This window comes from Microcoleus sp. FACHB-672 (assembly GCF_014695725.1).
GTDB lineage: Bacteria > Cyanobacteriota > Cyanobacteriia > Cyanobacteriales > Oscillatoriaceae > FACHB-68.
Genome location: NZ_JACJOU010000033.1, coordinates 511,583 through 536,371, shown reverse-complemented (window position 1 = coordinate 536,371; position 24,789 = coordinate 511,583). Strand labels below are relative to the sequence as shown.

Below are 24,789 nucleotides of genomic sequence, written 5' to 3'. Positions count from 1 at the left end.
GCTTCGGGGTAACGCTACAGTCCCCAGCTAAGTAAATCCGCAACCGATAACTGGAGCTTAATTTAATTGTAGGCTTCCCTACTGTGTGAGGGCACGCATAAAACTCTTAAGTGTTGAGAGAAAATCTTGACGTTTTGGTTGGGGTGGTTGTTCTGGCGAGTCTGGTGAGCCAGTAGCTTTGGCCAGAATTTGCTCTAAGGCATCTCCCATTGGCTTGGTGGCTGTCTCAGAAACCAGCTCGAAAGTCTCACCGACTTCCAGCCAAACCTGCCAAGGGGAAGGATAACAGCGGAATAGGGTGGCTCCGTCTAGGGGTCTAATGTAATAACAAGACTCCAGCGAGTTGAGGAAACGCTCTCTGAGGTTGCGCCCCGCAACACCAATGCCGATCACTGCTATATTTTCCATCCGAGGCAGCAACAGCACAACCGGGCGATCACCGGCTTCTAGGCACATTTTCTCAAGTTCGTTCACCTCGACCGAGGAAGGCTCCACAAACAGGAACGCTTCGTCATCGGGTTGTATTTGCCCTTTCATTTCGCTCATGCCGCGAACGACAAAAGGCGTCTCTCCCCAGTCCCGACGGGCTAGGGCGGCGGCACCGGCATCAGGGAAATAAACTTTCAGATGCTCACCATAATCTTCTGTCAGCGCCGGGATAAATTTTTCAGCAATGGGCTGGACTTTAAGTTCGGGAATCACGATTTCAACTTGCAGCCGGCGGAGGCCATCAGCGATTGCGGCTTTCGTCGCGGCTTGCGCTTGGGCGATCGCTTCATCTAAATCCTTGGGAATTGCAGCCATCTTAATCTATTTAATGTTGGGGTTGATTGGTTAGGAGTGATGCCTAACAGCTAACAGCCAATTTTACTGGCATCAGCCGTTCCAGAACTTGCTTAAGTGCCATTGCCGTCCAGTCCACATCTGCTTCTGTTGTCTCTCGTCCTAGGGTGAGGCGGATGGCAGCGGTGGCAGCCGGCTCGCTGTATCCCATTGCTAGCAGGACAGGGCTGGGGTTGAGTTTGCCGCTGCTACAAGCCGAGCCAGAACTGATGGCAATGCCGGCCATGTTCATCTGGCGAACAAGCGTTCTGCCGGTGATCGGTTCTGAGGTGCAAGTGTTGGTGAGGCAAAAACTAACGTGGTGGGGTAGCCGGTGCCAACGGTGGCCGGTGGGCACAAGGCCGGCAGTCCCCGCCATTTGGTCAAACAAGCGATCACGCAACTGGATTAGCCGGGGAATCTCCGCCGTCATTTCTTGCTGCGCCAGCTCAGCCGCTATGCCAAATCCCGCAATAGCCGGCACTGCTTGGGTTCCAGAGCGCAGCATAAATTCTTGGCCGCCCCCGCTTAGTAACGGCACTAACTCAACGCCGGCGCGGACATAAAGCGCACCGGCTCCTTGAGGGCCATAAATTTTATGGCTGGAAAGCGATAGTAGATCTACCGGCAATTGTTTCACATCCATCGGCAGGCGACCGGCAACCTGAACCGCATCGGTGTGAAACAGCGCCCCGTGAGCGCGGGTGATATCGCCTAGCACCTGAATCGGTTGCAGCGTTCCCACTTCGCTTTGCCCATAGATCACGGACACCAAAACAGTATTCGGTCGCAGAGCATCTTTTAAATCGCTCGGATCGATGCGTCCTTGAGCATCCACCGGCAGTCGGGTCACTTGCCACCCCGACTGCTCTAATAAAGCTGCCGGTGCCGTCACCGCTGAATGCTCTACGCTGGAAATAATCAGATGTTGAGGCGTTTTGTAGCGTCTGGCAACCCCCAAAATCGCCAAATTGTTGGCCTCTGTGCCGCCAGAAGTAAAAATGATTGAATCTGGGGAAGGCGCATTCAGCAGGCCGGCCACTTGGCTTCTGGCCATCTCCACCACTGTTGCGGCTCTTTGCCCCCACTCGTGGATGCTGGAAGGATTGCCCCACTGCTGAGTCAGGGCATTTTGCATCGCGACGATCGCCTCTGGGCGCGGCGGGGTGGTGGCGCTGTAATCCAAATAAATTTGCATGATTTCTAAGCGCGATAGAATGCGAGGGCTGCAGACTGCCTCTTTTTCAGCATATAGCTGCTAGAGCCGGTGAGGCTACTTTCTCAATAAATCAGAGGCAGCCGGTGTGAGTGCTGAGTTCTTAGTGCCCGATGCCCATACCTTTAGGTTGGCGCAGCCTTGCCCCATCCCCAATTCCCCTACCTTCCCGGCTTACAGACGTTGTACTCTTCGTGAGAAAGCACTTTTTCGGGAACCAAAAAAGTCCCGCAGTCTCGGCATAACATCCGGTAGTTGCGGGTTACAGGGATACTGATGATGAAGCGATCATGGCGCAGGCGCTTGCCCCCAAATTCTCTATAATTTCGGCAGGTCATCAAGCCGGCGATGATAGCGCGTGCCTTAACCACCACATGGTCAGGCAGGTTTCTCAGATCGATGGGATCTTCGGCAAATGACGCCTCCCACTCCTGTTTTCTTTCTTGTTTTTCCGCACGTGCTCGGTCATGTTTTTCCCGTGCCGTCCGTACTTGGGCGCACCGATGACACACTTGACCATACCCCTGATGTCCACACAGAAATGTCTTCTTTCTTCTTGGCATAAAACAGTGGTGTTGGTTCAGACCCACACACCTGTAAAATTGCCGCTGCTCTAAAGACACTTGGGGTCATCAAGACAGCTGGACAAGACGTGCAATCTGCCCCATCGCTGAGAGTTCATACTTCATAAGTTTGATCTTACTTTAACTTTTCAATCGCTGTTATGTTGAAAAATCTTTTTCGTTGGGTGTGGGGAAGTGGGAATCACGAACTTTTGTGAAGCCTAGTAAAAGCCTTCTGGTTGGCAGATTGCGGCTATTTTGTTAACGCTATTATTTAAAAATTCGTTGCCAGTGCTAACCGATGATTGTCTGATAGAAAATTCGGTTGATTAATAATTTCGTTAAATAAATTTCCCCAAAAAGTGAAAGCTCATCATATTATAAAGTTTATGAGTTTTACTTTTTGGAAAATCTCAATCTAAAATCAATACGGCCTGTGCGGATATTTTCCCCAACTCATCGGCATTTAAGCTATGCCTTGGTGCTGGCACTGACTCTCGCTGCTTGTAAAGATCGGCAGCCCCAACCGCAGCGACTGGCACCTCTGCCGCAAGATGCTTTTGTTCAGGTCTATTTCAATCACTCTCAAACGGCTGAGTATACTGAGCCTTACCGGCATTACCAACGTGCGGGTGATGATTTAGAAGGGTTAATTGTTGATACCATTGCCAGTGCCCGTTTGACGCTGGATGTTGCGGTTCAGGAGTTGCGCTTACCTGAAATTGCAAAAGCGATTGTTGAACGCCACAAAGCTGGGGTGAAGGTGAGATTAATTCTGGAAAATACCTACAGCCGGCCTTGGAGTACGTTCAAACCTGCGGAAGTTAAAGAACTGTCGGAACGAGAGAGTGATCGCTACAGCGAATTTCGGCGTTTAGTAGATATCAACGGCGATAATGAGCTAAGTCCAGATGAAATTAAACAAAGAGATGCTTTAGTTGTATTACGTGATGCCGGCGTCGCGATCATTGATGATACAGCCGACGGATCGAAAGGCAGCAATCTGATGCATCACAAATTTGTGATCGTTGATGGTGCAGCAGTCATTCTTACTTCAGCGAATTTTACGAGTAGTGATATTCATGGGGATTTTAAATCGGCTGATAGTCGAGGCAATGCTAATAATTTACTAAAAATTGATAGTTCTGAGGTGGCTGCTTTATTTACTCAAGAATTTAATTTGATGTGGGGCGATGGGCCGGCAGGTAAATTAGATAGTAAATTTGGGGTGAAAAAACCGTTTCGACCGGCCCGACAAGTTCAATTAGGTCAAACTGCTGTTACGGTGCAATTTTCTCCCGTCTCTAAAAGCGTCACTTGGAACCAAAGTCCTAATGGATTTATCGGCCAAACATTAGGTGCGGCAAGTCAATCGATTAATCTGGCTTTGTTTGTATTTTCTGAACAGCAACTTGCCAATATTATTGAAGCTTCCCATCAGCAAGGCGTCGAAGTTCGAGCGTTAATTGATTCGAGTTTTGCTTATAGAAGTTATAGCGAGGGATTGGATATGATGGGGGTGGCTCTGGGTGACAATTGCAAATATGAACCCAACAATCGGCCCTGGCAAAATCCCATTACAACGGTCGGGGTGCCCATGCTGCCGCCTGGAGATTTGTTGCATCACAAATTTGCTGTTGTGGATGATAAAACGACAATAGCCGGCTCGCATAATTGGAGTGATGTGGCGAACACCGGCAACGATGAAACGGTGTTGGTGGTTCAAAGTCCGGCAGTTGCCGCCCATTTTAAGCGGGAATTTGAACGCCTTTATACGGGTGCTCAATTGGGGGTGCCGGTGATGATTCAGCGAAGAGTGCAGGCGCTACAGCAACAGTGTGTGCCGGCTGTAGCCTCCCAAAATTCTTCAAAAGGTAAGCCGGTTCCTTTGGGTTCTCCACCGGCTATTAGCCGGCAAGACAAGACTCAAACTGAACAGCGAATCAATCTCAACACCGCCACTCAGCAAGAATTAGAGGCACTGCCAGGAGTGGGGCCAAAATTAGCTCAGCAGATCGTCGCGGCGCGGCAGCAAAAACCCTTTACATCGGTTGAAGATTTAGATCGCGTGCCAGGAGTCGGCCCAAAAATGTTAGAGAAGTTACGAGATCGCGTTACTTGGTAAGCTGACCAACACTAAGCTGGCATTTTAAACTCTAGCAATCCTACTAAATCGGTTGTCATATTCTTAGCAAGCAAGATGCCGGCATTCCAAGCTTTTACGAATAATGATGATTCACAAATTACAGGAAATTGAGATAGTTTTCTTAGCTGCTAACGGTAAAGCCCAACGAGCCTCAGCAGGGAGGTTGTTCACCCCTGCTGAAGTTCGATAGCTGGCTATTTAGCACCCGATTGGTGCGAAAACTTTGCTCAAGGCATACCACGTCCTTGAACCAACAATGCCATCAGCGACTAAACCGGCATTTGCTTGGAAATTGCGAACGGCGCTGTCAGTCATGGGGCCAAAATCACCGTCAATCAGGCCCGTGTATTGGCCAATAATTTGCAGGGTTTCCTGAACTGTCATGACTGCTTGACCTTTGCTTCCCCGTTGTAAAACCGGCATATTAATAGGAGCGCCGGTGTAAAGCGCTTGCCAGGTTAAATTCCCAACAATGCCATCGGGTTGGAGGAAGACGCGACGCTGAAAGGCTTTCACAAATTCTAAGGTTGCCGGCCCAAAGCTCCCATCAACCACAGGGCAGTAACCCCAGTGATTAAGGAGCTTTTGCAGTTCTATAACGGCGTCGCCTTTTGATCCGAGTACCAGGAGAGGCTTGTTCAGTTGAGCGGTAGCTTGGGTAGAAGAAAGTTGCTTATCAGTGAGTTGCATAGTTGTTTGGGTGGGTTGAATCTCTACACTTCCTAGATTAGGGGGCAACACCCCCCGTCACCATCGCCCAAGCAGTCATCAGTTTGGAGGGTTTGACAATCCTCCGGTGAGTTCACCCATAGGGATGAGGGCGATGGGGAAGATGCAACAGTAAAGTGATACGCCGCTAAATTCCCAGGTTTTGAAATACTTAGAGATGCCAGTGTTGAGTTACTTGGATCACCCTTGCGGAGTGCGCTATGGGTGTAACAACGCGCGAAAATAGTTAAGGTGTAAAGATGTGACCAGAAGGGAGAATCGCCATGCCGCGAGAAATTACAGACACTAAAGGCGTCACTTGGACGTGCGTTCAGGCGTTTTCGGGTTTGTCAGATGAGTCAGAAAACCGCGCCGCAGCTCAAGTAAAAGGAAAAGACGATGTCTACTGGGTTGTCTGTACGCCGAGTGGGGGTTCTCAATCAGTGCGGCTTGAGCTTCAAGGTGAGTGGGAAAAATCTTATTCTGACGAAGCGTTACTGCGTGAAATTGAAGAATTACGCTAGCTGTAGCAAGCTACACTTTTGTCAAATCACAAATAATTGGGCGGTAAAAAACATTTCTATCGCCTGAATATAGCCCTACTTTGTGATTGATTAATGATCATCACCCCCAAAAGCTTGGTGTGCGGGCATATTGCCCGCTAGAAATCTGACAACCGATTTAGGCGGGTTATAGAAAATCATTCAATTTTTGATAGTAGAGATTTGAAAAGGTTCGTATTGTTAAAATAATCGTTAATTATTAAAATTATCTTAAGTTTAACTCTGTTGATTTAGACAAGAGCGAGGACGCTTTTGCTCTCTCAAAGTTTAATAACAAAAAAATTGTTACGTTGGCTGAAACTTTTCTGAGCAGGTTCCTTGCCCCATTGCAGCCGGCTAATGACAATTCTCATACTGCTGGTAGTTTAGCGGGTATCCGGGGAATATTAAGCAAAATCCGCGATGCTTGTATTGCCATTTCCCTGCCTCTTCCCTATGCCGGCATCAACAAATTCCGCCTGCCAGAGATGGTTTGAAGCGATCTTTGCCGGCACCGCCTGAGTCAGCTTGATCGCCGCATGGCTTAGTGACAATACTCTAAATGGAACAATCCTGTGCAACGTGGGATGTTTAGCTTGTTAGCTTGAATCTAGCAATGACAAGCTTTTATATACTTAAAAATCAATCAATTACCATGCCCAAAAATCCGGAACAACCAGCAGCCCGATTTCGCTCAGCCGCCGATTTTCCCAAAACAATCGAAAAAGTTAGTAGCGATGAAGCCCGACAAGTTTACGAGGAAATGAGAGCGTCCTTGGTTTTCAGCAACCGCAGCCGCGCTCAATTACTTCGCCGGAATCAAGAACACAAACAGTCTGCGCTCACCCTCAAAGCTGATGTTGAGCGCTTACATGGGTTTATTAACCAACTCGCTTTAGAAAAACACCAATTAGCTGACAATAACCAGTTCATTGTTTCTCAACTAGAGCAAGAAATGGGCAAGATGTCGAGTCATTTGAATGAACTTACGCAGGTGTTTGATGAGGTGTCTGATGTTCAGAGCGAATCTCAGACACAGTGGGATTTTGTGACCCTTCCAGGCCGATTTTTCAAGTTCCTTCGAGCCGTTGGCGCAATCGTTTCGTGGTGGAAGGAAGAAAACCCACCTGAAACAATTAAGCCGGCTCCTCTACCCCAGCTACCCTCACAAACCAGCATTGAGGATGACCGCAAAGAGCGGCCACAAATGCATACTGATCCCGCATCTGTAAATCGCTCATTATTAGGTGATTAAACATGGGTAGAAAGCGAATTAATGACTTACTAGAACAGCTTAAGGAAAATCAGCAGAAAGAACTGGAAAATGCGGCAACCATTTTCACGGTTGCCAAAGTTGCTGTGAATGAATTGGAGCGGCAAATTGTTCAGGAAACGCCCGATTTAAAAACTCCACTTCCCGCGCTGTCGGCAGCCCCTGCACTGACTGAAAAAGACGAACTGCTAAAACTCTACGGCTCTTATAATGGCTGCCGGCGGGCTGCTAAAGAGCACGGAATTAAATTAAAAGGCTCACCGACTTGGAAGCAACTAGCAGCAGCATTTAGCTACGCTGAAGCGTTGAAGCTACTTGCAAAATCTTATATCGACTCCTACCCCAGTTCCGAAATTAAAGGCATGATAATTGAGATAAAAATTGATTAGCGACTTGAAAGTTTATTGAGTATAAACTTTGCAGACTGCCGGCTCTCTGAATTGCGATTAGAGTCAGGGAGGGATACATTAGCTTGGGGTTAAAAGTAGCTCAGAGAGCAAGTCGGCAGTAATTTAGCAAATTTGGAGTTAAAAATGCATCAAAAGGCACATACATAAATTTTAATGAGAGAAGTAACTCCTTTTTAATGAAGGCCGGGGCAAGACAATGGAAAGTCTTGAAAAGCTGATTTTTGCTTTGAGATAATTGTGGTATAAATTGCTAGGTATGGCTATTAATTGATATATTTATAAATCTTCAATTTGCCTCACCGATCAGCGTAAATGCCGCCCATTGTTTAGGATTGGGATATTCTTTCATTGTGGTGAGCATGGCTTGACGTAGAGCAACAGCTTTGTCAGGATTTTGTTGCAGATAGCGATAAAATTCATTCATTAAAAAGGCAGTAGAATCATCATTAACTGCCCACAGCGATACCAGGACGCTCGGAACTCCCGCAGCAATTAAAGAGCGAGATAAGCCAACTACACCATCGCCTTTAATGTCACCGCGTCCGGTGTCGCAGGCGCTGAGAACAACTAAATCAGCTTGCAGTTTCATGTCAAATATTTCGCCGGCAGTGAGTAAACCATCGATCACATCATCAGGTTTGCCGGCAGGCGCAAGCGCAATGGCTCCCGGTACACCGAATCCTTTAAAATCATCCAGTAAGCCGTGAGTAGCCAGATGAATGATGCGTGCTTGTTGCATTTTCTCCATCACCATTGTTTTGGTGGCTTTGCTACCGATGAGTGCTTCGGTGTTGAAGAGTTTGGCAATTTGAATCGCTTCCCTTTCCGCACCAGGGAGAGGGTTTAAGGTTGTAACTACTTCTCCAATTTTAATTTTGGGCATGGTAGGATTGCCCACAACTAGCACATCTTTGACTGACCTTTGAGCACTGTGCTTCTGCTTGTGGGTTAAGTCTAAAACTTGAATAGCCGGTGCGGTGAGGATGGTATGTTTTTCAATTAAGTATTTGCCTTGCTCGTCTTGCAGTGCGGGGAAGGGGACGAGAAACAGCGATTCTTGCGGGATGAAGATGACTCGCTCATCAGGGTTTTTTGGGAGTAATTCGGCAATAGGTGTGATGAGGATTTTGTGGAGTTGCTGTAACTTCTCGGTTGAGTTGTCAGGTTGGGGATTAACAACAGTTGCATCAACAATACCGAGACCCCTGACACCTATCGCATCACGGCTGGTGGTAACGAGGTCTTGTAGGGAGGTGTTTAATAATTTTTTCAGGTCTACTTGCTTGTAGGCAATTTCACCTGTGGGTTTAATGACCCAAATGTAGAGTTTTGATTGCCATTCTTGTTTTCCTTGAATTTGGTATGGTTCATCAATAACTGAGTATTGAACAAGGGTAGCATTTTGCTGGGAAGCAATTTGCTGAATTTCTGGAAGAGTTGGGGATTTGATAGTGGGTTGATTGTTGGGGTTTTGTGAGAGCTTGGAGTCTAATAACTCAACTAAAGCACGACCGCGACTGCGTTCAGCAATTAAGAGTGCTTCTTCAAATTTATTCTGTGCAACTAAGGCTTGTTGCAGAAAGCGGTAGGTAGTAGCTTGCTGTTCAAAAATAGAAATTTTTTGGTCATCTTTTAAGTCTCGCGCTCGGAGAGATTCCCAAACCTCAATCGCTGCCAATAAGGTGGTTTCGGCTTGGGAATATTTATCTTGAATATTGTAAACAAATCCAATATTGTTGAGCGTTATACCTTCTACTGCCTTGTTACCAATTTCTTGGTGAATCGCTAAAGCTTGTTGATAAGACTCCAAGGCTTTAGGGTACTGTCCTAGGTTGCGGTGAACTTCCCCAATATTGTTGAGCGTCGTACCCTCCCCTGCCTTGTCACCAATTTCTTGGTGAATGGCTAAGGCTTGTTGATAAGACTCCAAGGCTTGGGGGTACTGTCCTAGGCTGTCGTAAACTAACCCAATATTGTTGAGCGTCGTACCCTCCCCTGCCTTGTCACCAATTTCTCTGGCAATGGCTAAGGCTTGTTGATAAGACTCCAAGGCTTTAGGGTACTGTCCTAGGCTGTCGTAAAGTGACCCAATATTGTTGAGCGTCCTTCTGTCAGAGAGCCGCCAAGTGTTGATGTGTATCTGTCCTAGGCTGTCGTAAAGTGACCCAATATTGTTGAGCGTCGTACCCTCCCCTGCCTTGTCACCAATAGCTTTGCGAATAGCTAAAGATTGTTGATAATACTCCAAGGCTTTAGGATACTGTCCTAGGTTGCGGTGAACTTCCCCAATATTGTTGAGCGTCGTACCTTCCCCTGCCTTGTTACCAATTTCTTTGCGAATAGCTAAAGATTGTTGATAATACTCCAAGGCTTTAGGATACTGTCCTAGGTTGCGGTGAACTGCACCAATATTGTTGAGCGTTGCACCTTCTGTTGCCTTATTACCAATTTCTCTGGCAATGGCTAAGGCTTGTTGATAATACTCCAAGGCTTTGGGGTACTGTCCTAGGTTGTCGTAAACTGACCCAATATTGTTGAGCGTTCTACCTTCCCCTGCCTTATTATCAATTTCTTGGTGAATAGCTAAGGCTTGTTGATAATACTCCAAGGCTTTGGGGTACTGTCCTAGGTTGTCGTAAACTGACCCAATATTGCTGAGTGTCGTACCTTCCACTGCCTTATTACCAATTTCTTTGGCAATGGCTAAGGCTTGTTGATAATACTCCAAGGCTTTGGGGTACTGTCCTAGGTTGCGGTGAACTTCCCCAATATTGTTGAGCGTTGCACCTTCACCTTGGCGCTCCCCAATTTCTCTGACAATCACTAAAACTCTTTGAAACGTCTCCAAAGCTTCTCGAAACTGACCTTGATTTAACTGCTGAAGACCTACTTGATTCAGTCGCAATGCCTCATCTCGGCGTTGTTCTCTTGTCTGCGCCTGTGCCAATGCAGCACCACTTCCCCAAGTATTCCTCACCACTGGTAACGGACAACTCAAAGAGATGAGCAAGGTTGCAGTAATAATGCTAAGGCGATGTAGATGAGGATGCATAGTCTCAATCAGTGGCTTAGTGAACTGTTTACATATAGCTCCCATGTTGGGGAGGTTATGTAAAAATCTATTCAACTTCTTCAGGAACAATCATTAGTGTAATTGTGCCAAAGCGCGATGCCATGAGATTTTTGCGCTCCTCTCTCCTCTCTTGTGGAAGAACGCAATATTTTTTGGCTTTCTCTGAACCCGATTATAACGGGATTGGGTATGAGTTATTGATTTGATTTTCTCTGTTGTGCCGCCGTTATTGTAGTTGTAGAGATTTAATACCAATTACCTAGGAAACCGATCCCATCTCTCCTCAATCCTATTACCGGCTCTTAAAAACCGGCGCACTCCAGCCAAAAGCTGCGAGTGTATTACAAAACCCTGGCTTACGCTTTAAACTCAGGTCTTTTTTCTAAACACTACACTCAAAAATTTGGGTTGGCAGACAGGATATTTACGATCACTGTCAAGATTGGAATCACTTTTTTGCCTAAAAAATTCCCATCAAAAAAGAAAAACTGGAAGCTTGAAACCCTTAAAAGTTAAGTATCTTAACAGTTTTATTAACAATCGGCTCAGACCGGATAACCTTATTAAAGATAGGTAGAAATAAAGGATGCCCTCCTTGGCGTTGCTCCTCACACCACCGACGCCCTATATAAACCTAGCTAAATGTTTAACCGCATAGTCCCATCTGGCTGGTTCCAAAAACGAGCTAGCCGATTTCTAACTATTTTGCTGATGACTTTGCCGGTGGTGGCTGTAAGCGTATCGACCCTAGATGGGGCTGCGGGAGCAACGATCTTACCTTCCGAAACAACGGAAATAAAAGAAGTCCCTGCCGCGGCTACGACTATGACTCAATCACCCGTGCAGCTTGATCCCCTCAATAGTCCTCATCCTGTTCCTTGGACGTGGATATTAACAACACACGCCGAGGTGAGTAAGACACTTGGGTTTGGGCTGCGCTACTACCGTACGCAATCACTCATTTCTCCTGATGGAAAGTATGCGGCTTATAGTCGCATCCAAATGCAAGTACAGCCCGAACTGTTTCGCAGTCATGTTAGCAGTGTGATGTTTGTAGAAAATCTGCAAACAGGAGATTTGCACACGATTATGGCTGATTCTCCCTTGGCTGCTCATCCATTTTCTGATAGTGATGGAGCAGATTTGCCGGGAAGTGTGGCGATTTTAATTCCAATTGCTTGGTCGCCTGCCGGTGATCGCATTCTGGCGCGGGAATTTGAGGCGATGTTTAGCACCTCTGATGCTTCCGACTACGCGGTGGTTTGGGACCGGCATCTCAATCGCATCAGCACCCTTGCACCTAGCCAAATTAATTACACGAATGCCGTTTTATTAGGCTGGAGTCAAACCTACCCCAATCGAGCGCTATTTCGTGCCGGTAATATGGGAAGTCTACAGTGGCCTTTGTGGGCGGTGGATATCAGCGGTGAAACGGTGTCGGCGAAGGACGATCAACCCGTAATTTTTGGCCGCACTGTTAGTAATGTTTGGGCCGGCCCTCAAGCTCACTGGTAGGTTAGCACCCAGAAATGTCAACGATAATTGAGCTATTTTAGGGCGTATAAGCGCAGAGAAAAAGGCAAAATTAAAAATTTTTAATTCTGATTTTTGCCTGTTCTCTCCTTGCTTTTTTCACATAAATTTGCCCCATAGGTGCGTAATTAACCTTTCTAAAATTCGCCTATTTTAGGACATCGAAGCCGGGGATCGGCTGCTTTCGCTATGAGATGAAATGGAATTTTAATTAATTTTTTAACCGCAGATGATAGCGCAGCGTGCCGTAGGCATAGGCATAGATATACGCACAGCAACGCAGATAGAATCCAAAATTATCTGCGTTGCTGTGCGTTTTTTAAGGATGTGAGCAGTATGTGTACAATCCTTGAATCCACTGCCATTCGTGGGTTAAACCTTCAAACAAGGAGACTTTTGGTTGATAGTTAAGAATTTGCTGGGCTTTGGAGACATCGGCGCTGGTATGACGTGCATCGCCCATCGCTGATTCTGCATAATTTCGGCGAATTGGACAACCGACAATTTGTTCGATAGTGTCGATAATTTCTGTTAAGGCAACTCGACTGCCGCCGCCGATATTGAAGACTTCTCCAATGGCTGCCGGCGCGGTGGCTGCGGCTAAATTCGCGGCAATGGCATCGCTGACAAAGGTAAAATCTCGCGTTTGCCGGCCATCTCCATAAATGGCAATGGCTTCTCCTTCTAAAACCGCTTTGAAAAATTTATGAAATGCCATATCTGGGCGCTGGCGGGGGCCATAAACGGTGAAGTAACGCAGGGCACAAGTGGGCACACCAAAGTTTTTGTAATATAGCCAGCACAAACGTTCAGCGGCTAATTTGGTAATGCCGTAAGGGGAAACCGGCTGAGGACAAGCGGCTTCACTGGTTGGCATTGTTTCCGCATTTCCATACACCGAAGAACTCGAAGCAAATACAAACCGTTTTAGGCGTTTTGCGTCCTTCGCCGCCTCTAGCATCACTTGTGTGGCGTTAATATTGCGCTCGGTGTAGAGGCGGAAACCTTCACCCCAACTGGCACGAACACCGGCTTGGGCTGCTTGATGGTAAATGACTTCGGCATCATACAACAGTGCCGGCCAAGGCAATGTTTGAATATCGCCTTCAATTAATTCAAAATTTGGGTGAGTTTCTAAGTAAGCGATATTTTTGCGCTTTAAGGTTGGGTCATAGTAATCGGTGAAGCAATCGATTCCGATTACCCGCTCACCGCGATTCAGCAGGGTTTCAGCAAGATGAGAGCCGATAAAACCAGCAGCGCCAGTCACGATACTTGTAGTCATAGACCTTAAAACCATTTTGTATTGAAGGTGCAGGGTAGCGCTTGAGAATGAAAGATTGGCAGAGAGAGATTGGGAGAATTTATCACTTTTTCATAAAAAATTGCAGCCAAACACGAAGCGCCAAAGAACTGTTACTAGGAGTGTATGCAGAAATCAGCAATGGCATAGGATGATAGAGTGCAACGGCCTGCGGCGCAAGCTTGGCGGCTTAAATTGATCGGGCAGAGGACTAACGTGAAGGTTTTGATTGTTGGCAATGGGGGGCGCGAACACGCTCTCGCTTGGAAACTACTGCAAGGATCGCAAGTTCAGCAAGTGGTTTGTGTTCCGGGAAATGGGGGCACGGCGACGATGGATCGCTGTATAAATTTGCCCTTGACGGTTGATGATTTTGAGGGAATTAAACGCGCTGCTTTGGAACATGACGTTTCCTTGGTGGTGATTGGCCCAGAACTGCCCCTGGCAATGGGAATTACTGACTATCTTCAGCAGCAAAATTTGACGGTGTTTGGCCCTTGCCAAGCCGGCGCTCAGATTGAGGCGAGCAAATCTTGGGCGAAGAATTTGATGCTGGAGGCTGGAATTCCTACGGCACAGTCGGCGGTGTTTACGGATGAGGAAACCGAGGCGGCTTTTGCTTACGTCGCTGAGCGGGGAGCGCCGATTGTGGTGAAGGCAGATGGACTGGCTGCCGGCAAGGGGGTGACGGTTGCGGCGACGATTGAGGAGGCTCAGGCGGCGATTGAGCAGTCATTTAGTGGTCAGTTTGGGCTTGCCGGCGAATGTTTGGTGATTGAAGAATTTTTGGCGGGACAAGAGGTTTCGGTTTTGGCGCTGACGGATGGCAAAACCGTGGTTCCTTTGCTGCCGGCTCAAGATCATAAAGCGGTTGGCGAGGGCGATACGGGGCCAAATACGGGCGGTATGGGAGCCTATGCACCGGCACCCCTGGTGACGCCAGAATTAATGGAGCAAATTCAGCAGCAAGTTTTGCAGCCGGCAATCGCGACGCTGCAAGCACGGGGAATTGACTACCGGGGGGTGCTGTATGCCGGCTTAATGATTACAAATGCCGGCCAGATTAAGGTGCTGGAATTTAACTGCCGGTTTGGTGATCCGGAAACCCAAGTAATTTTGCCCCTGCTAGAGACGCCGGTGGAAGATTTGATGCTGGCGTGCGCTAAGCAGCAACTTGATCAGGTGCCGGTGCGCTGGAAGCCGGGGGCATCTGCCTGTGTGGTGATGGCGGCAGGCGGTTATCCTGGCAATTACCAAAAAGGTGACTTGATTACCGGCATTGATAGCGCGCAAGCCCAAGGCGCGACGGTTTTCCATGCCGGCACTCGACTCAACAACAATGAAGTCCAAACAGATGGCGGGCGGGTTTTGAATGTCACTGCTACGGGCGAAACCTTTGACGATGCCTTTGCCCGTGCTTACGCGGCTGTGGAGGGCATTCAATTTGAAGGTCGGTACTACCGCCGCGATATTGGCTATCGAGTCAGAGAGGCTAGGGGCTAGGGAAGAATGGAAGAAATGCAGAGAATCCCTCATCTGCCCCCCTGATTGTAAAGTTTTGTTAAGCAAGTGAGGGGTGATACCCCCCAGATGCTAAATTGAATTCATGTAGATGCACCCTGATGGACGCGCCCAGTTTTGGGCGTTTTTTATTTTCGGCTTTTGGCTTGGCTACGATAAACCTGTGCCGGCTTGTAATTTACGAAGATTTCATACTAACGTAAATTTTTGACGAAGCCTGCTGGGTTACACCCCTGAGGGGTTAGACTAAAAACATAGATGCACCCTGATGGATACGCCCAGTTGTTGGGCGTTTTTTGTTTTTCGGTACAGGCAATCGCACCCTTAAGGAAGGGAAGAAACCGCTCACTAGGCGCTGTGGGCAAACCAAATTCAAGTTTGCCAGAAGAAAATGCAAAACTTGCGCTTCCCTGCAATTGCCAGCCTAGTGCTAATTCGCTGATTGGAATCGTTGAGCTAAACAGAGCCGGCAAAGGTGAGGGTGAGGGCAAGTTTAAGCGTTATCGGAATAGCGAGTTAACCACTGCTGGTAAGTTGGCAGAAGTTCTGCATCTTCCATCACAATTTCTATTCGCACTTTCGCGCACCCGTGATTAGGCCGGTCGGCAATTGCTTTTAAAATTTTACTGGCAACTTCCGGAGAATTAAATTCACCTTTTATAACGGGGTGAGCGTCAGAAACCGCGCCGTCAAGCAACTCGACGCCGGTCACTTCTCCTTGCCCTAAATCAATTTCTGCGAGTTGTTTATGTTCAGGTCCAACTTGTTCAATAATGAGTTTCTCACGTCGAACGGGAACCTCAACTATCCGAGTTTCAACTTCTTTGCGAACAATGACTTCGCCAATTTTTTGTCTGCTGCGATCAATAACCAGTCGCTCTTCTAGCAAGCGAATTTCGTGTTCTGCCACAACTTCTGGTGAACTGTCAGACTCATGCATTAAATATTCATTTGTGCTTTGAGTTTTCATGTGAAGTTGTGCAGTTTCAGAAGATTCTGGTGCCCGATCAATGGGTCTAGGTGGAAGGTCTGAAGGAGTGACTTGTGGTGTCTGAAGTGTTCTATATTCAGGTAGTTGTTCGATTTGATTGGGAGTAAGGTTTATAAAGACTGATTTATTCGCATAATCAATATATTGGATAAGCTTGCTATTTAACAGAAACAAGCGAGAACTTTGCTGAGTCGTGCGATCAACAACCACTAAATTAATTTGGCCACTGGGAGCGAGATCAACATTTTTTATTTGCCCCACCAATAGTCCTTGATTGTCTCTTACAGCCAAATTCGTTAACTGAGTTGTCAGCTTTTCTACCATACTCTTAAGTCGAGCATTGGTTGGGGGTTGTTGAGACCGGCTGTCTGAAGCTTGATTTACCATTTTTCTTGTTTCCTTAGTTTTTATTGAAAAGCACAGGCAGAGCTAAAATGCGCTCCGCCTGCGCGGTTGTTAATTCCTGAGTTCAGCTAAATAACAGCCTTACCCTATGTCTGGGAAAGCGCTATTTAAATGCGGCGATTGGTGGAATCTTCAGGTCGTGTGTCCACTATCGGACGGCCTTCCGTGTGAACATCTAACTCTTCACGACGTAAGGTTTCTTCAGCATCAATGGTTTCACGCGCAATTTCCTTACGAACACCGACTTCTTCCCGCACAAAGGCTTCTTTGTGAATGTCTGGTGTTTCTTCGTAAACTTCCAAGCGTGCGACTTCTCCAGCTTGGAAGTTAGCGTCGCCAGGAGCAACAGGAGTGCCGCTTGTCCCTGATGTCCGCTCAATCACCACACGCTCTTTTTCGATGGGTACAGAAGCGCGTGCTGTTTCGGTTTCAATGCGCTTGCCAACTGTAACTTCACCAGTTTTTTGACGAGTTTTGTTGGCGATCAGGCGTTCTTCGTAGAGTCTTAAGGTTGAATGATCGCGCTCGTTCATGTTGTAGAGAGTCGGTTCGCGATCATAGGTATAGGTGTCGCGATCAGCGGTGTTGGCAGTCGGTTGAACGGCAGTCGCACCGGCAGTTGTGGCGGGGGCGCGATAAACGTCTCTGACTTGCTCTTCGTGATCGTAATCAATGGGTTGTAATTCGTCGTAAGCAGGTAGTCTTTCTGCTTGTTCTTTGTTCAGCAGATTGGTGGCGTAAACTCGCCGTGCATCATAATCAATGCGGCAAGAACCGATAGGTAGCAACACTTTCTTGCCAAACACCCAGAAACCTGTATCGAGAACTAAATAGCGGAAGCGTCCTGACTCATCTACTAACGCATCATGGACGGTGCCAATCTTTTCTTCAGAGGTGCCGGCGTAGACATCTAAACCTTTAATATCATCGCCGCCAAAAATCTCGTCTCTGTAATTGGGGTAAAAATCTTCTAGTTTTACAAGAGCCATAACTTTTTTTTCCTTTTGTATCTACGCTTACTATCTTAGGAAACTACCCAGAATTAGTTATCTCCCTAAGGTAAGAAAGGTTAAAAATTAAGAATTGTTAGCTATCCTCCTAAAGTAGCACGATAAATATTAAGAAATATAAACCACAATTTAAAAAAAATTTAATCGATTTCACCACAAAATAGGCATTCCAGCTAACTGAAATCCCACAACATTTCATAAACAGATCAGGTTATAGTAGTTAAACTCACAAAACGCTAGACGCTTTGTAGGATCATGAAAAGCTATGTGTCTCAGTCTTTTGAATGAGATCAGGCTAATTTTAGTATTTAAGTTTAATTCAGTCAGCAGATATGATTACTTGAAAGCGCAGCCCGCTTGGAGGTATTAAAGCACTTGTGGTTTTTCTTCACCGGCACGCAAGCTTTCACGATTAACTTCTAACTCTTCTCGCCGCAAGGTTGCTGTGGCGTCTACTGTGTGGCGAGCAACTTCTTTTTAATAATGATGACTTGTTCTCGCACAAAGAATTCTTTGTGAATATCAGCGGTTTCTTTATCAATTTTGATGCCGATAACTTCCCCGCGCGGAAAGCAAGTTCATGCGCCGGCATCACGCGGGCGGAATCGGCTGGAGTTGTTCTTTCAATTACAATTCGCTCTTTTTCAACCGGCACTGAAACTTCAACGATTTTGGCTTAAACCCGCTTGCCAATCACAATCTCCCCTGTCTGATGGCGAGATTTATTGGTAATCAGGCGTTCTTCGTAGAGGTGAAACGTTTGATGTTCCGGCTGATTGAGTTACAGAGGGAGGCCGATCTATTTTTTCGGGAGGAAGAGTGGGTTGATTGCCCTGAGATTTGGGGGGATTCTCTAGAGGGAGTGTGACTTGATTTGGGTACTCTTCATAATTGTAATCAACGGTTACCCCATCCGCATACTCTGGTAATTCTTTTATGTGCTTTTTGTTAAGAATACCTAGGGCATAAACGCGTCGTGTGCGATTGTCGAGCCGGCAGCAGCCAATGGGTATCAAAACTTTTTTCTGAATCCCCCAATTGCTTGTATCAATTACCAGATAGCGGAACCGGCCTGTTAGATCGACGACATCATCGAAAACGGTGCCGATTTTTTCATCCGTCTGACCCGCATATACATCAAAGGTTTGAATATCTTTGCCGCCTAAAACTTTTTGGCGATAGTTGGGATAAAAGTCTTCCAGTTTGACCAGAGCCATGCTGTTATCCCCGCAAATTATTAATATAAGAAAAATATAAAAGTTTGAGCGCCCCAACTTGCTCTCCCTAGAGACTGATTTAGCAGGGTGATATTTTAAAAGATCGCTCGCGAAAAACTGAGTCTATCGCAAATTGTGAACATATTCGATTCTCCTTGGTTAACTTTGTTGCAAGAGCATCGCGCTATTGCGGTGGTTCGTTCCCCCCAAATGGAATTGGGTTTCCAGTTGGCTAAGGCGGTTGCCGCCGGCGGGATGCGTTTAATTGAAATAACTTGGAATAGCGATCGCGCCGGCACACTGATCACCCAATTGCGAGCTGAGTTGCCTGGATGTACGATCGGCACCGGCACCCTATTAACCCTCGCTCAGTTAAAAGAAGCGATCGCAGCCGGCGCTCAATTTTTATTCACTCCCCACACAGAAGAGACGATGATTCACGCAGCAGTTGCAGCCGGCATCCCGATTGTGCCGGGAGCACTTTCCCCCACAGAAATTGTCAGGGGTTGGCAAGCCGGTGCCGATGCGGTGAAAGTGTTTCCCATTTCAGTGGTGGGGGGTGCCGGCTATATTAAAAGCTTGCAAGCACCACTGGGCAACATTCCCCTGATTCCTACCGGCGGCGTCACCTTAGAGAATGCCAGGGAATTTATCGAAGCCGGTGCGGTGGCGGTGGGTTTAGCCGGCGATTTATTTCCCAAGCAATGGGTAGAGGCGCGAGATTGGGAGGCGATCGCACAACGAGCGGATAACCTTTTGCAAAGCTTAAAGAGCGACTAGCGGTCTGCTAATTGCTAATTAATAATGGATCGCTGATAATTTTAGAAGATAGCTTGCCGGCTTAACAGCTCATCAAAAGAAATTCTCCCGATTTGCCGAAATTAGCAGGTAAGCATTTGTAGTTAAATGCTGGAAAAGGCAGATGAGAAGCTTTACAGTTTTAAAATCCCAGGAGTGGTAAACGATGAATAGCACAAACAACGCTTCTTGGTTGCGTCGCTCTGGCACATTCTGGGCCGGTGCCTCGCTAATTGTTTCTACCTTTTGTGCTTGGTCAGCTCCTTTTTTAGCAGAGCCTGCCTTTGCAGATGCTGAGCATAATAAAATTGCAAACGCTATTTTAAATCTACAAGAATCCAGTCAGCGCTGGATTGAAATAGACTTAGCAAAGCAGCGATTAGTTGCCTGGGAAGGTGATAAAAGCGTCTACGCCATCGTCATTTCTACCGGCAAAGACGGAACCCCCACTCCTACGGGCGCGTTTGCCGTTCAAACCAAGCATCGTGTCGCCAGAATGCAAGGGGACGACTATGACGTTCCTGATGTGCCTTTCACTATGTATTATTTTGGCGGTTACGCAATTCACGGGGCGTACTGGCATAACAAATTTGGCACCCCTGTCAGTCATGGTTGCACCAACGTTGCCGTCAATCACGCGGAGTGGTTGTTTAACTGGGCAGATGTCGGAACGCCGGTGATTGTGCATAAATAAATTGCGGAGTGCGGTTAACTGAAATATTGAAGTAATTTCAATAGCAATTAGCAAGCTTGCCCGGAAATTAATTTCCGGGCTAATAGCGAAAGTCTAGTTAAAACTGACTAAAAGCTTAAGTGAGTTTGTATTTCATCCCAAATCCGGTTTCGCTAAACTCTTGTTGTTAACCCCAAACTTCTCAGTAAGCCAGGATTATTAGTTGCGTATAACCGAATTTGGGGTCACCTTTTAGTCTGATTCTTAACTTAATTGGACAACCGGCTTATCTTCCAATAAAGTTTGATTGGTCAGCAAGTCTTCCACCGTAATTTTAAGGAAGCGCCGATCATCTACTTGGAATTGAACTCGGACGCGATCGCTGCCTGGAAAGCCGGGAGGCATCAATTGAGCGATACTGCGTGCGCCTTCTTTATCGTTGAGGGGTTGCACTACAGTTTGACCGCTTGCTAAACTGCGCGTAACTAAACGATCCCCGTCGAAATACACTTCCGTGCCGCCGGTTTGTGCGGCTAACTCCCCAATAATTAATTCAATGCTGGGTTGGTTTTCAACAGAAGCACCTAAAACTAATTCTACCGAGTCGCTCATAGGGTAAGACTGGCCGGCTTGAATTAACGGATGCCAACTGTGGCAGTTTTCGCGCCGGTTCCAGTAGCGAATGCCGTAACTGTGATAGAGAAAATCTTTGATTTCTATACCCTGTGTGAGTTGCAAAGCGCCGATTGCGATTGCTTCAAATGGTTTTTCACAACGAATTTTATCAGCCTCAAAATACTGCTGCACCCAAGTTTGAACCGAGGGAATTTGAACAGTGCCGCCGACTAATAAAACTGCATCAATATCTGAAACTTCAATGCCTTGACGTCGCGCTTGTTGCAAAACTTGAGTCATCGCTTCATCGAGATTTTCAAAAAACTCGTGTTCTTTAAGAATTTCTTCAAATCCAGCGCGATCTAGTTGCAATTCGTAACTTTCTAAGGTTTCATCATCGAAATAAACTTCACTCGCCTGCCGCTGTAAAGAAAGTTGAATTTTTAACCGTTCAGCTAAGCGAGTGGTTAAGGGAGCTTTCGTTAGACCTTGATTGGCGACGAAGTAATCAACGAGCCAGTTGTCAATATCAGTTCCGCCTAAATTTAGGCCGGCTTTTGCCAAAACACGAGCAGTTTTTACCTTCTGTGCGGAAGATTCAGCTAGGGTTTTTTCACCCCATTTGAGAATGAAACCAAGCGGTTTTTTGCTGGTTGCTGCACTACCACCGGCATCTAAGCGCACCAGGGACAGATCCAAGGTTCCGCCACCGAAGTCTACCACCAGCAAAAGCTGCCTGTCTGCCAGCCCATAGCCTAAAGCGGCGGCGGTGGGTTCATCTAGCATCCGCACCACCTCCACCGGCAGCTTTTGACAAACTTTACCTAGCCAGTGGCGATAAGCTTCAAAGCTGTCCACCGGCACGGTTAACACCAGAGATTCGCCCACATCTGGCCAAATTGTTTTCATTTGGTCGATAATTTGGCTTAAAAACCACTCCCCTACCTGCTCAAACGTGACGGTTTTGCCATCGAGTTCGGGGAGAAATCCTTGAATATCGGTGCCAATTCCCCGCTTAAAGCTGCGGAAAAAGCGGGGATCGTTTTTGAGGTCAAGTCCCTTGTCGCGCACTGCTTGACCGGCAACGATCTCACCATGCGCGGCATTTTCAACATAAACCAAACTTGGAATTAAGGGGGGATTCTGTGCCAACTGCACTGAGAGGGCCGGCAGTTTCAGTGTTTCTGCCTGCTGGGTGGCTGGGTTCCAGCGAGCGATGACGGTGTTGCTCGTGCCAAAATCAATAGCGATGGTCATTCTAGCTGTGTTGTTCCCGGGTTGCGAGATACAGAAAAAGGCGTCTTTAGTAGTTTATCTCGTAGGAAAACAGCATAGGCTTGCGCGTCCGAACTCACTAGATGGCTTCCGTCTGAAGTGACCCAATTTTTAAAGGCTGGTGCCGGCAGCCATTCATAAGTATCTGCCGGAAACTCTTCTCGCATGATTTGCTGTATTTGTTTTTCCTCTATCGTGTTCTTAACTTGCTTTTCTCCCGGCAGATCATAGAGGATAATTCGTAACCCTTGTTTTTGCAATTCTGCGATTTGAGTTTTAATCGATTTCGCTGCACTTTTTAAGGTTTGCCGCTCACTTTGCGAGAGTGGCTGCATCTTGGCGCTGATTTGTTGTGCTAGAACTTTTTCTCTCAATTTTGGATTGAAGTTTTCCGCTTGTGCCGGTGGCTCGTTTTTCTCTTCTTTCTTAGCAGATTTCAAGCGATTTTTAACGGCTTGAACCAAAACATCCACAGGTTTATATTCTTGCCGTAACATCGGAAAATGAAGCTGGCTGAAGTGTGACACCGGCTCATAAATCGAGTCAAGCAATTGCTGATCGAGCTTGCGCTCAATTGTTTCGTTAATTTCTACGAGTAATATCGCTGATTTTAATTTTTCTTTCTTCACAATTTCCAGGCCGGTTTGACTAGAACCTCCCGCCATTCCTAAATTAATCACATGACTGCCGATGTCCTTGGGTTTAATCGTAGCAGTTAGAGAGCTACCCACTAAAATCAACTTCGGTGATGGATTTTCATAAACATACTTTTGGGCTTTAATCACATTACTTTGCGCCTGATTGATTCCCGAAGTTGCCGGCACGACTCTCTGTTTCACTAATACATGATACCCTAACAGCAAAAGCAAGCCGATGCTGATCGCTCTGTATATAGAACGAATTTCTGAGGTGGAATCAGTCGAAACCGTTTTAGAATTGGAAGTAGATAAACTCATTAGCGCTCCCCTTATTCAAAATTAAAAGTGCCAGCATAATCCCCATCAACACGTCTTCTAGCAGACGCCAACGCCTCCTTTTTATTGGGTTTAAGCTTTGAGCTTGAAAAGTTTGTAAGGTAGGAAAGTGAGGTAAATGATACAGGATAACCGGCAGAGAAAAAATGAATACTGGAAGGATATGATTGAAATCTGGCTTGATCCAGATATTTCGAGACAAAGTTACCAAGAAGTCCATAGCTTGGTCAAATCGAGGTAATTTAAACAAAAGCCATCCTAAGGAAACAAAACAAAAAACAGATAAAACTTGAAGTGAATCAATTGCAAACTTTTTCCAAGCCGGCAACTCATCTTCAGATTTTTTTATCGATTTCAGTCTGCCAAAAAAGAACCTTTCCAGCGCTAAGCCAATGCCATGAAAAATCCCCCAGACTGCATAACTCCAAGCTGCACCGTGCCAGAGTCCGCCTAAAGTCATCACAACCATCAAATTTATATAAGTTCTAACTTCCCCTTTTCTATTACCTCCCAAAGGGATATATAAGTAATCTCGCAACCAAGTTGATAAGGAGATGTGCCAGCGTCGCCAAAATTCAGAAAGGGAACGAGAAATATAGGGAAAATTAAAGTTTTCTGGCAGAGTATAACCAAAGGCGGCACCTAAACCGATTGCAATTAAAGAGTAGCCGGCGAAATCTGCAAAAATTTGCATTGAGTAGCCGAACAGCAAGACTAAATTTGTTAATGTTCCTAATCCTTGATAGTAGGGATAGTTAATCCAAAATGTATAGTCTTTTAAATTATCGGCAACGACCATTTTTAAGAAATATCCGTAAACCAAGGAACGGAAAACAATCGGCCAAGGGATACTTTGAATAAACTTAGGCTTGACTTGGTCATAAAAATCATTTGCCCTCACAATTGGCCCAGATAAAATCTGCGGAAAGAAGGCCAGAAAGAATGAGGTGTTAACTAAGTGATTTTTCAGGTTGGTGTTAACAAAAGAACGGGTCGGCAGCGAGGTTCCTGCTGCAACCAAATTTTGATGACGAAATACGTCAACAACCAAACTAATTCCTTCAAATGTATAAAACGAAATCCCAATTGGTAAAGGTAAATGTAAAAGGACAGAGATTAAACCGTCTTCAGGCGTAGTGGATGCGTTAAAGATTTTAAGGGAAAGATTGGTGAGTAATGCGCCATATTTAAAAAGAGCGAGAATTGATAAGTTGGCAACGACTCCGCTCAATGCCCAAAAAAAACGCTCCCGGTTTTGAGAAGCGTTAGCAACTTTGTAGCTAGTAATGCCATTAATAAGGATCGAGATTAAAAGTAAAATGAGAAGTGCCGGCGAACTCCACCCATAAAAGATGAAGCTTGCAGCAATTAAAACGGGAACCTGTATTTTCTGAAATTGTGGAATATAATAAATAAAGAAAGTAACGGTAACAAAGATAATAAAAACTGAGCTATTGAATAACATAAGATTGCAACTTAATTTAGTAACATAGGGGTTAAATCATTTCTCTGCTCGGCTTTTCTTCTTAAATAGGAAGTCATTAAAATTTTATGAACTCATGAGAAATTAACCGCTCAATTTTTTTGAGTAAAAATGGGCGATAATGAACATCGACCGGCTCAGGGAAAAGATGTTAAAGGGGCATATTCTAAAAGCTAGGAAACACAGGGCAACATTTCTCAGCCAATGCCGCTTTGCTTTTTTTTATTTATAAAGATAT

23 protein-coding genes are annotated in these 24,789 nt (G+C 46.1%); 10 read left to right on the top strand and 13 right to left on the bottom strand.

The genetic code is table 11. The features are described 5' to 3' along the window. Positions 1-78 precede the first annotated feature (78 nt). The 3 genes from H6F56_RS25365 to H6F56_RS25355 form a co-directional block, all read right to left on the bottom strand. Complete coding sequence (locus H6F56_RS25365; protein ID WP_190674756.1) at positions 79-804, bottom strand: DUF1995 family protein; 726 nt, start codon at positions 802-804, stop codon at positions 79-81. 43 nt (positions 805-847) lie between these two features. Beyond that, positions 848-2,020: a cysteine desulfurase family protein gene (locus H6F56_RS25360; protein ID WP_190674753.1), complete on the bottom strand. Its 1,173-nt coding sequence runs from the start codon at positions 2,018-2,020 to the stop codon at positions 848-850. 179 nt (positions 2,021-2,199) lie between these two features. Continuing rightward, positions 2,200-2,601 (bottom strand): hypothetical protein, encoded by a 402-nt coding sequence (locus tag H6F56_RS25355; RefSeq protein ID WP_190674750.1) that lies wholly within the window; start codon positions 2,599-2,601, stop codon positions 2,200-2,202. 436 nt (positions 2,602-3,037) lie between these two features. On the opposite strand from H6F56_RS25355, the gene H6F56_RS25350 reads away from it, so the two are divergent. Further along, complete coding sequence (locus tag H6F56_RS25350; RefSeq protein ID WP_190674747.1) at positions 3,038-4,726, top strand: DUF655 domain-containing protein; 1,689 nt, start codon at positions 3,038-3,040, stop codon at positions 4,724-4,726. A gap of 219 nt (positions 4,727-4,945) precedes the next feature. Here the strand turns inward: H6F56_RS25350 and H6F56_RS25345 are convergent, their stop codons facing one another. Then, positions 4,946-5,437 carry a peptidoglycan-binding domain-containing protein gene (locus H6F56_RS25345; RefSeq protein WP_190674742.1) on the bottom strand — a complete coding sequence of 164 codons (492 nt, stop codon included), beginning with the start codon at positions 5,435-5,437 and terminating at the stop codon, positions 4,946-4,948. Positions 5,438-5,739: 302 nt separating this feature from the next. Between H6F56_RS25345 and H6F56_RS25340 the strand changes: the two genes are divergently transcribed. From H6F56_RS25340 to H6F56_RS25325, 4 genes are all read left to right on the top strand, one after another. Beyond that, positions 5,740-5,979: a hypothetical protein gene (locus tag H6F56_RS25340; RefSeq protein ID WP_190674740.1), complete on the top strand. Its 240-nt coding sequence runs from the start codon at positions 5,740-5,742 to the stop codon at positions 5,977-5,979. 329 nt (positions 5,980-6,308) lie between these two features. Continuing rightward, the gene (locus tag H6F56_RS25335; RefSeq protein WP_190674738.1) at positions 6,309-6,494 is read left to right on the top strand and encodes a hypothetical protein; all 186 of its coding nucleotides are present in this window, start codon (positions 6,309-6,311) and stop codon (positions 6,492-6,494) included. Positions 6,495-6,652: 158 nt separating this feature from the next. Next, entirely contained in the window at positions 6,653-7,252 is a 600-nt protein-coding gene (locus H6F56_RS25330) for a hypothetical protein (RefSeq protein ID WP_190674735.1), read from the top strand. A gap of 2 nt (positions 7,253-7,254) precedes the next feature. After that, complete coding sequence (locus H6F56_RS25325) at positions 7,255-7,659, top strand: hypothetical protein (RefSeq protein ID WP_190674732.1); 405 nt, start codon at positions 7,255-7,257, stop codon at positions 7,657-7,659. A gap of 307 nt (positions 7,660-7,966) precedes the next feature. Here H6F56_RS25325 and H6F56_RS25320 read toward each other — a convergent pair whose 3' ends face one another. Further along, a complete protein-coding gene (locus tag H6F56_RS25320) occupies positions 7,967-10,732 on the bottom strand; it encodes a CHAT domain-containing protein (protein WP_190674729.1) in 2,766 nt (921 codons plus the stop codon). A 663-nt stretch (positions 10,733-11,395) separates the two neighbouring features. Here H6F56_RS25320 and H6F56_RS25315 point away from each other — a divergent pair. Then, a complete protein-coding gene (locus tag H6F56_RS25315; RefSeq protein WP_242032162.1) occupies positions 11,396-12,268 on the top strand; it encodes a hypothetical protein in 873 nt (290 codons plus the stop codon). A 337-nt stretch (positions 12,269-12,605) separates the two neighbouring features. Here H6F56_RS25315 and H6F56_RS25310 read toward each other — a convergent pair whose 3' ends face one another. Then, the gene (locus tag H6F56_RS25310; protein ID WP_190674726.1) at positions 12,606-13,571 is read right to left on the bottom strand and encodes an NAD-dependent epimerase/dehydratase family protein; all 966 of its coding nucleotides are present in this window, start codon (positions 13,569-13,571) and stop codon (positions 12,606-12,608) included. A gap of 234 nt (positions 13,572-13,805) precedes the next feature. On the opposite strand from H6F56_RS25310, the gene purD reads away from it, so the two are divergent. After that, positions 13,806-15,092, top strand: a complete 1,287-nt coding sequence (gene purD / locus H6F56_RS25305) for a phosphoribosylamine--glycine ligase (RefSeq protein ID WP_190674723.1) — start codon at positions 13,806-13,808, stop codon at positions 15,090-15,092. Positions 15,093-15,603: 511 nt separating this feature from the next. On the opposite strand, the gene H6F56_RS26650 is transcribed toward purD, so the two are convergent. Both H6F56_RS26650 and H6F56_RS25295 read right to left on the bottom strand, forming a co-directional pair. After that, positions 15,604-16,488, bottom strand: a complete 885-nt coding sequence (locus H6F56_RS26650; RefSeq protein ID WP_190674720.1) for a YsnF/AvaK domain-containing protein — start codon at positions 16,486-16,488, stop codon at positions 15,604-15,606. 125 nt (positions 16,489-16,613) lie between these two features. Then, on the bottom strand, positions 16,614-17,495 hold the full coding sequence (locus H6F56_RS25295; protein ID WP_190674718.1) for a DUF2382 domain-containing protein: 882 nt from the start codon (positions 17,493-17,495) through the stop codon (positions 16,614-16,616). 461 nt (positions 17,496-17,956) lie between these two features. Between H6F56_RS25295 and H6F56_RS26645 the strand changes: the two genes are divergently transcribed. Then, complete coding sequence (locus H6F56_RS26645; protein ID WP_242032161.1) at positions 17,957-18,196, top strand: hypothetical protein; 240 nt, start codon at positions 17,957-17,959, stop codon at positions 18,194-18,196. Here the strand turns inward: H6F56_RS26645 and H6F56_RS27410 are convergent. Both H6F56_RS27410 and H6F56_RS26635 read right to left on the bottom strand, forming a co-directional pair. Continuing rightward, positions 18,193-18,249 carry a hypothetical protein gene (locus H6F56_RS27410; protein ID WP_416361012.1) on the bottom strand — a complete coding sequence of 19 codons (57 nt, stop codon included), beginning with the start codon at positions 18,247-18,249 and terminating at the stop codon, positions 18,193-18,195. The two genes, H6F56_RS26645 and H6F56_RS27410, sit on opposite strands and share 4 nt — an antisense overlap. Further along, the gene (locus H6F56_RS26635) at positions 18,239-18,733 is read right to left on the bottom strand and encodes a PRC-barrel domain-containing protein (RefSeq protein ID WP_242032160.1); all 495 of its coding nucleotides are present in this window, start codon (positions 18,731-18,733) and stop codon (positions 18,239-18,241) included. The genes H6F56_RS27410 and H6F56_RS26635 overlap by 11 nt, the downstream gene beginning before the upstream one ends. A gap of 141 nt (positions 18,734-18,874) precedes the next feature. Between H6F56_RS26635 and H6F56_RS25285 the strand changes: the two genes are divergently transcribed. Together H6F56_RS25285 and H6F56_RS25280 are read left to right on the top strand one after the other, a co-directional pair. Further along, positions 18,875-19,513, top strand: a complete 639-nt coding sequence (locus H6F56_RS25285; protein WP_190675071.1) for a bifunctional 4-hydroxy-2-oxoglutarate aldolase/2-dehydro-3-deoxy-phosphogluconate aldolase — start codon at positions 18,875-18,877, stop codon at positions 19,511-19,513. A gap of 184 nt (positions 19,514-19,697) precedes the next feature. Further along, a complete protein-coding gene (locus H6F56_RS25280) occupies positions 19,698-20,225 on the top strand; it encodes a L,D-transpeptidase (RefSeq protein ID WP_190674716.1) in 528 nt (175 codons plus the stop codon). A gap of 243 nt (positions 20,226-20,468) precedes the next feature. Here H6F56_RS25280 and H6F56_RS25275 read toward each other — a convergent pair whose 3' ends face one another. The 3 genes from H6F56_RS25275 to H6F56_RS25265 are packed head-to-tail and all read right to left on the bottom strand — an operon-like array spanning position 20,469 to position 24,533. After that, a complete protein-coding gene (locus H6F56_RS25275; protein ID WP_190674713.1) occupies positions 20,469-22,076 on the bottom strand; it encodes an Hsp70 family protein in 1,608 nt (535 codons plus the stop codon). Continuing rightward, entirely contained in the window at positions 22,073-23,050 is a 978-nt protein-coding gene (locus H6F56_RS25270) for a hypothetical protein (protein WP_190674710.1), read from the bottom strand. Before H6F56_RS25270 ends, H6F56_RS25275 begins: the two co-directional genes overlap by 4 nt. Further along, positions 23,025-24,533 carry an MBOAT family O-acyltransferase gene (locus H6F56_RS25265; RefSeq protein ID WP_190674707.1) on the bottom strand — a complete coding sequence of 503 codons (1,509 nt, stop codon included), beginning with the start codon at positions 24,531-24,533 and terminating at the stop codon, positions 23,025-23,027. The genes H6F56_RS25270 and H6F56_RS25265 overlap by 26 nt, the downstream gene beginning before the upstream one ends. Between the last annotated feature and the right edge of the window lie 256 nt (positions 24,534-24,789).

Coding starts and splice junctions, on each gene's coding strand:
- H6F56_RS25345 (WP_190674742.1), bottom strand. CDS start 5,437: ATGCAACTCACTGATAAGCAACTTTCTTCTACCCAAGCTACCGCTCAA.
- H6F56_RS25355 (WP_190674750.1), bottom strand. CDS start 2,601: ATGCCAAGAAGAAAGAAGACATTTCTGTGTGGACATCAGGGGTATGGT.
- H6F56_RS26650 (WP_190674720.1), bottom strand. CDS start 16,488: ATGGTAAATCAAGCTTCAGACAGCCGGTCTCAACAACCCCCAACCAAT.
- H6F56_RS25325 (WP_190674732.1), top strand. CDS start 7,255: ATGGGTAGAAAGCGAATTAATGACTTACTAGAACAGCTTAAGGAAAAT.
- H6F56_RS25360 (WP_190674753.1), bottom strand. CDS start 2,020: ATGCAAATTTATTTGGATTACAGCGCCACCACCCCGCCGCGCCCAGAG.
- H6F56_RS25280 (WP_190674716.1), top strand. CDS start 19,698: ATGAATAGCACAAACAACGCTTCTTGGTTGCGTCGCTCTGGCACATTC.
- H6F56_RS25320 (WP_190674729.1), bottom strand. CDS start 10,732: ATGCATCCTCATCTACATCGCCTTAGCATTATTACTGCAACCTTGCTC.
- H6F56_RS25265 (WP_190674707.1), bottom strand. CDS start 24,533: ATGTTATTCAATAGCTCAGTTTTTATTATCTTTGTTACCGTTACTTTC.
- H6F56_RS25275 (WP_190674713.1), bottom strand. CDS start 22,076: ATGACCATCGCTATTGATTTTGGCACGAGCAACACCGTCATCGCTCGC.
- H6F56_RS25315 (WP_242032162.1), top strand. CDS start 11,396: ATGTTTAACCGCATAGTCCCATCTGGCTGGTTCCAAAAACGAGCTAGC.
- H6F56_RS25330 (WP_190674735.1), top strand. CDS start 6,653: ATGCCCAAAAATCCGGAACAACCAGCAGCCCGATTTCGCTCAGCCGCC.
- H6F56_RS25340 (WP_190674740.1), top strand. CDS start 5,740: ATGCCGCGAGAAATTACAGACACTAAAGGCGTCACTTGGACGTGCGTT.
- H6F56_RS25295 (WP_190674718.1), bottom strand. CDS start 17,495: ATGGCTCTTGTAAAACTAGAAGATTTTTACCCCAATTACAGAGACGAG.
- H6F56_RS25365 (WP_190674756.1), bottom strand. CDS start 804: ATGGCTGCAATTCCCAAGGATTTAGATGAAGCGATCGCCCAAGCGCAA.
- H6F56_RS26635 (WP_242032160.1), bottom strand. CDS start 18,733: ATGGCTCTGGTCAAACTGGAAGACTTTTATCCCAACTATCGCCAAAAA.
- H6F56_RS25310 (WP_190674726.1), bottom strand. CDS start 13,571: ATGACTACAAGTATCGTGACTGGCGCTGCTGGTTTTATCGGCTCTCAT.
- H6F56_RS25270 (WP_190674710.1), bottom strand. CDS start 23,050: ATGAGTTTATCTACTTCCAATTCTAAAACGGTTTCGACTGATTCCACC.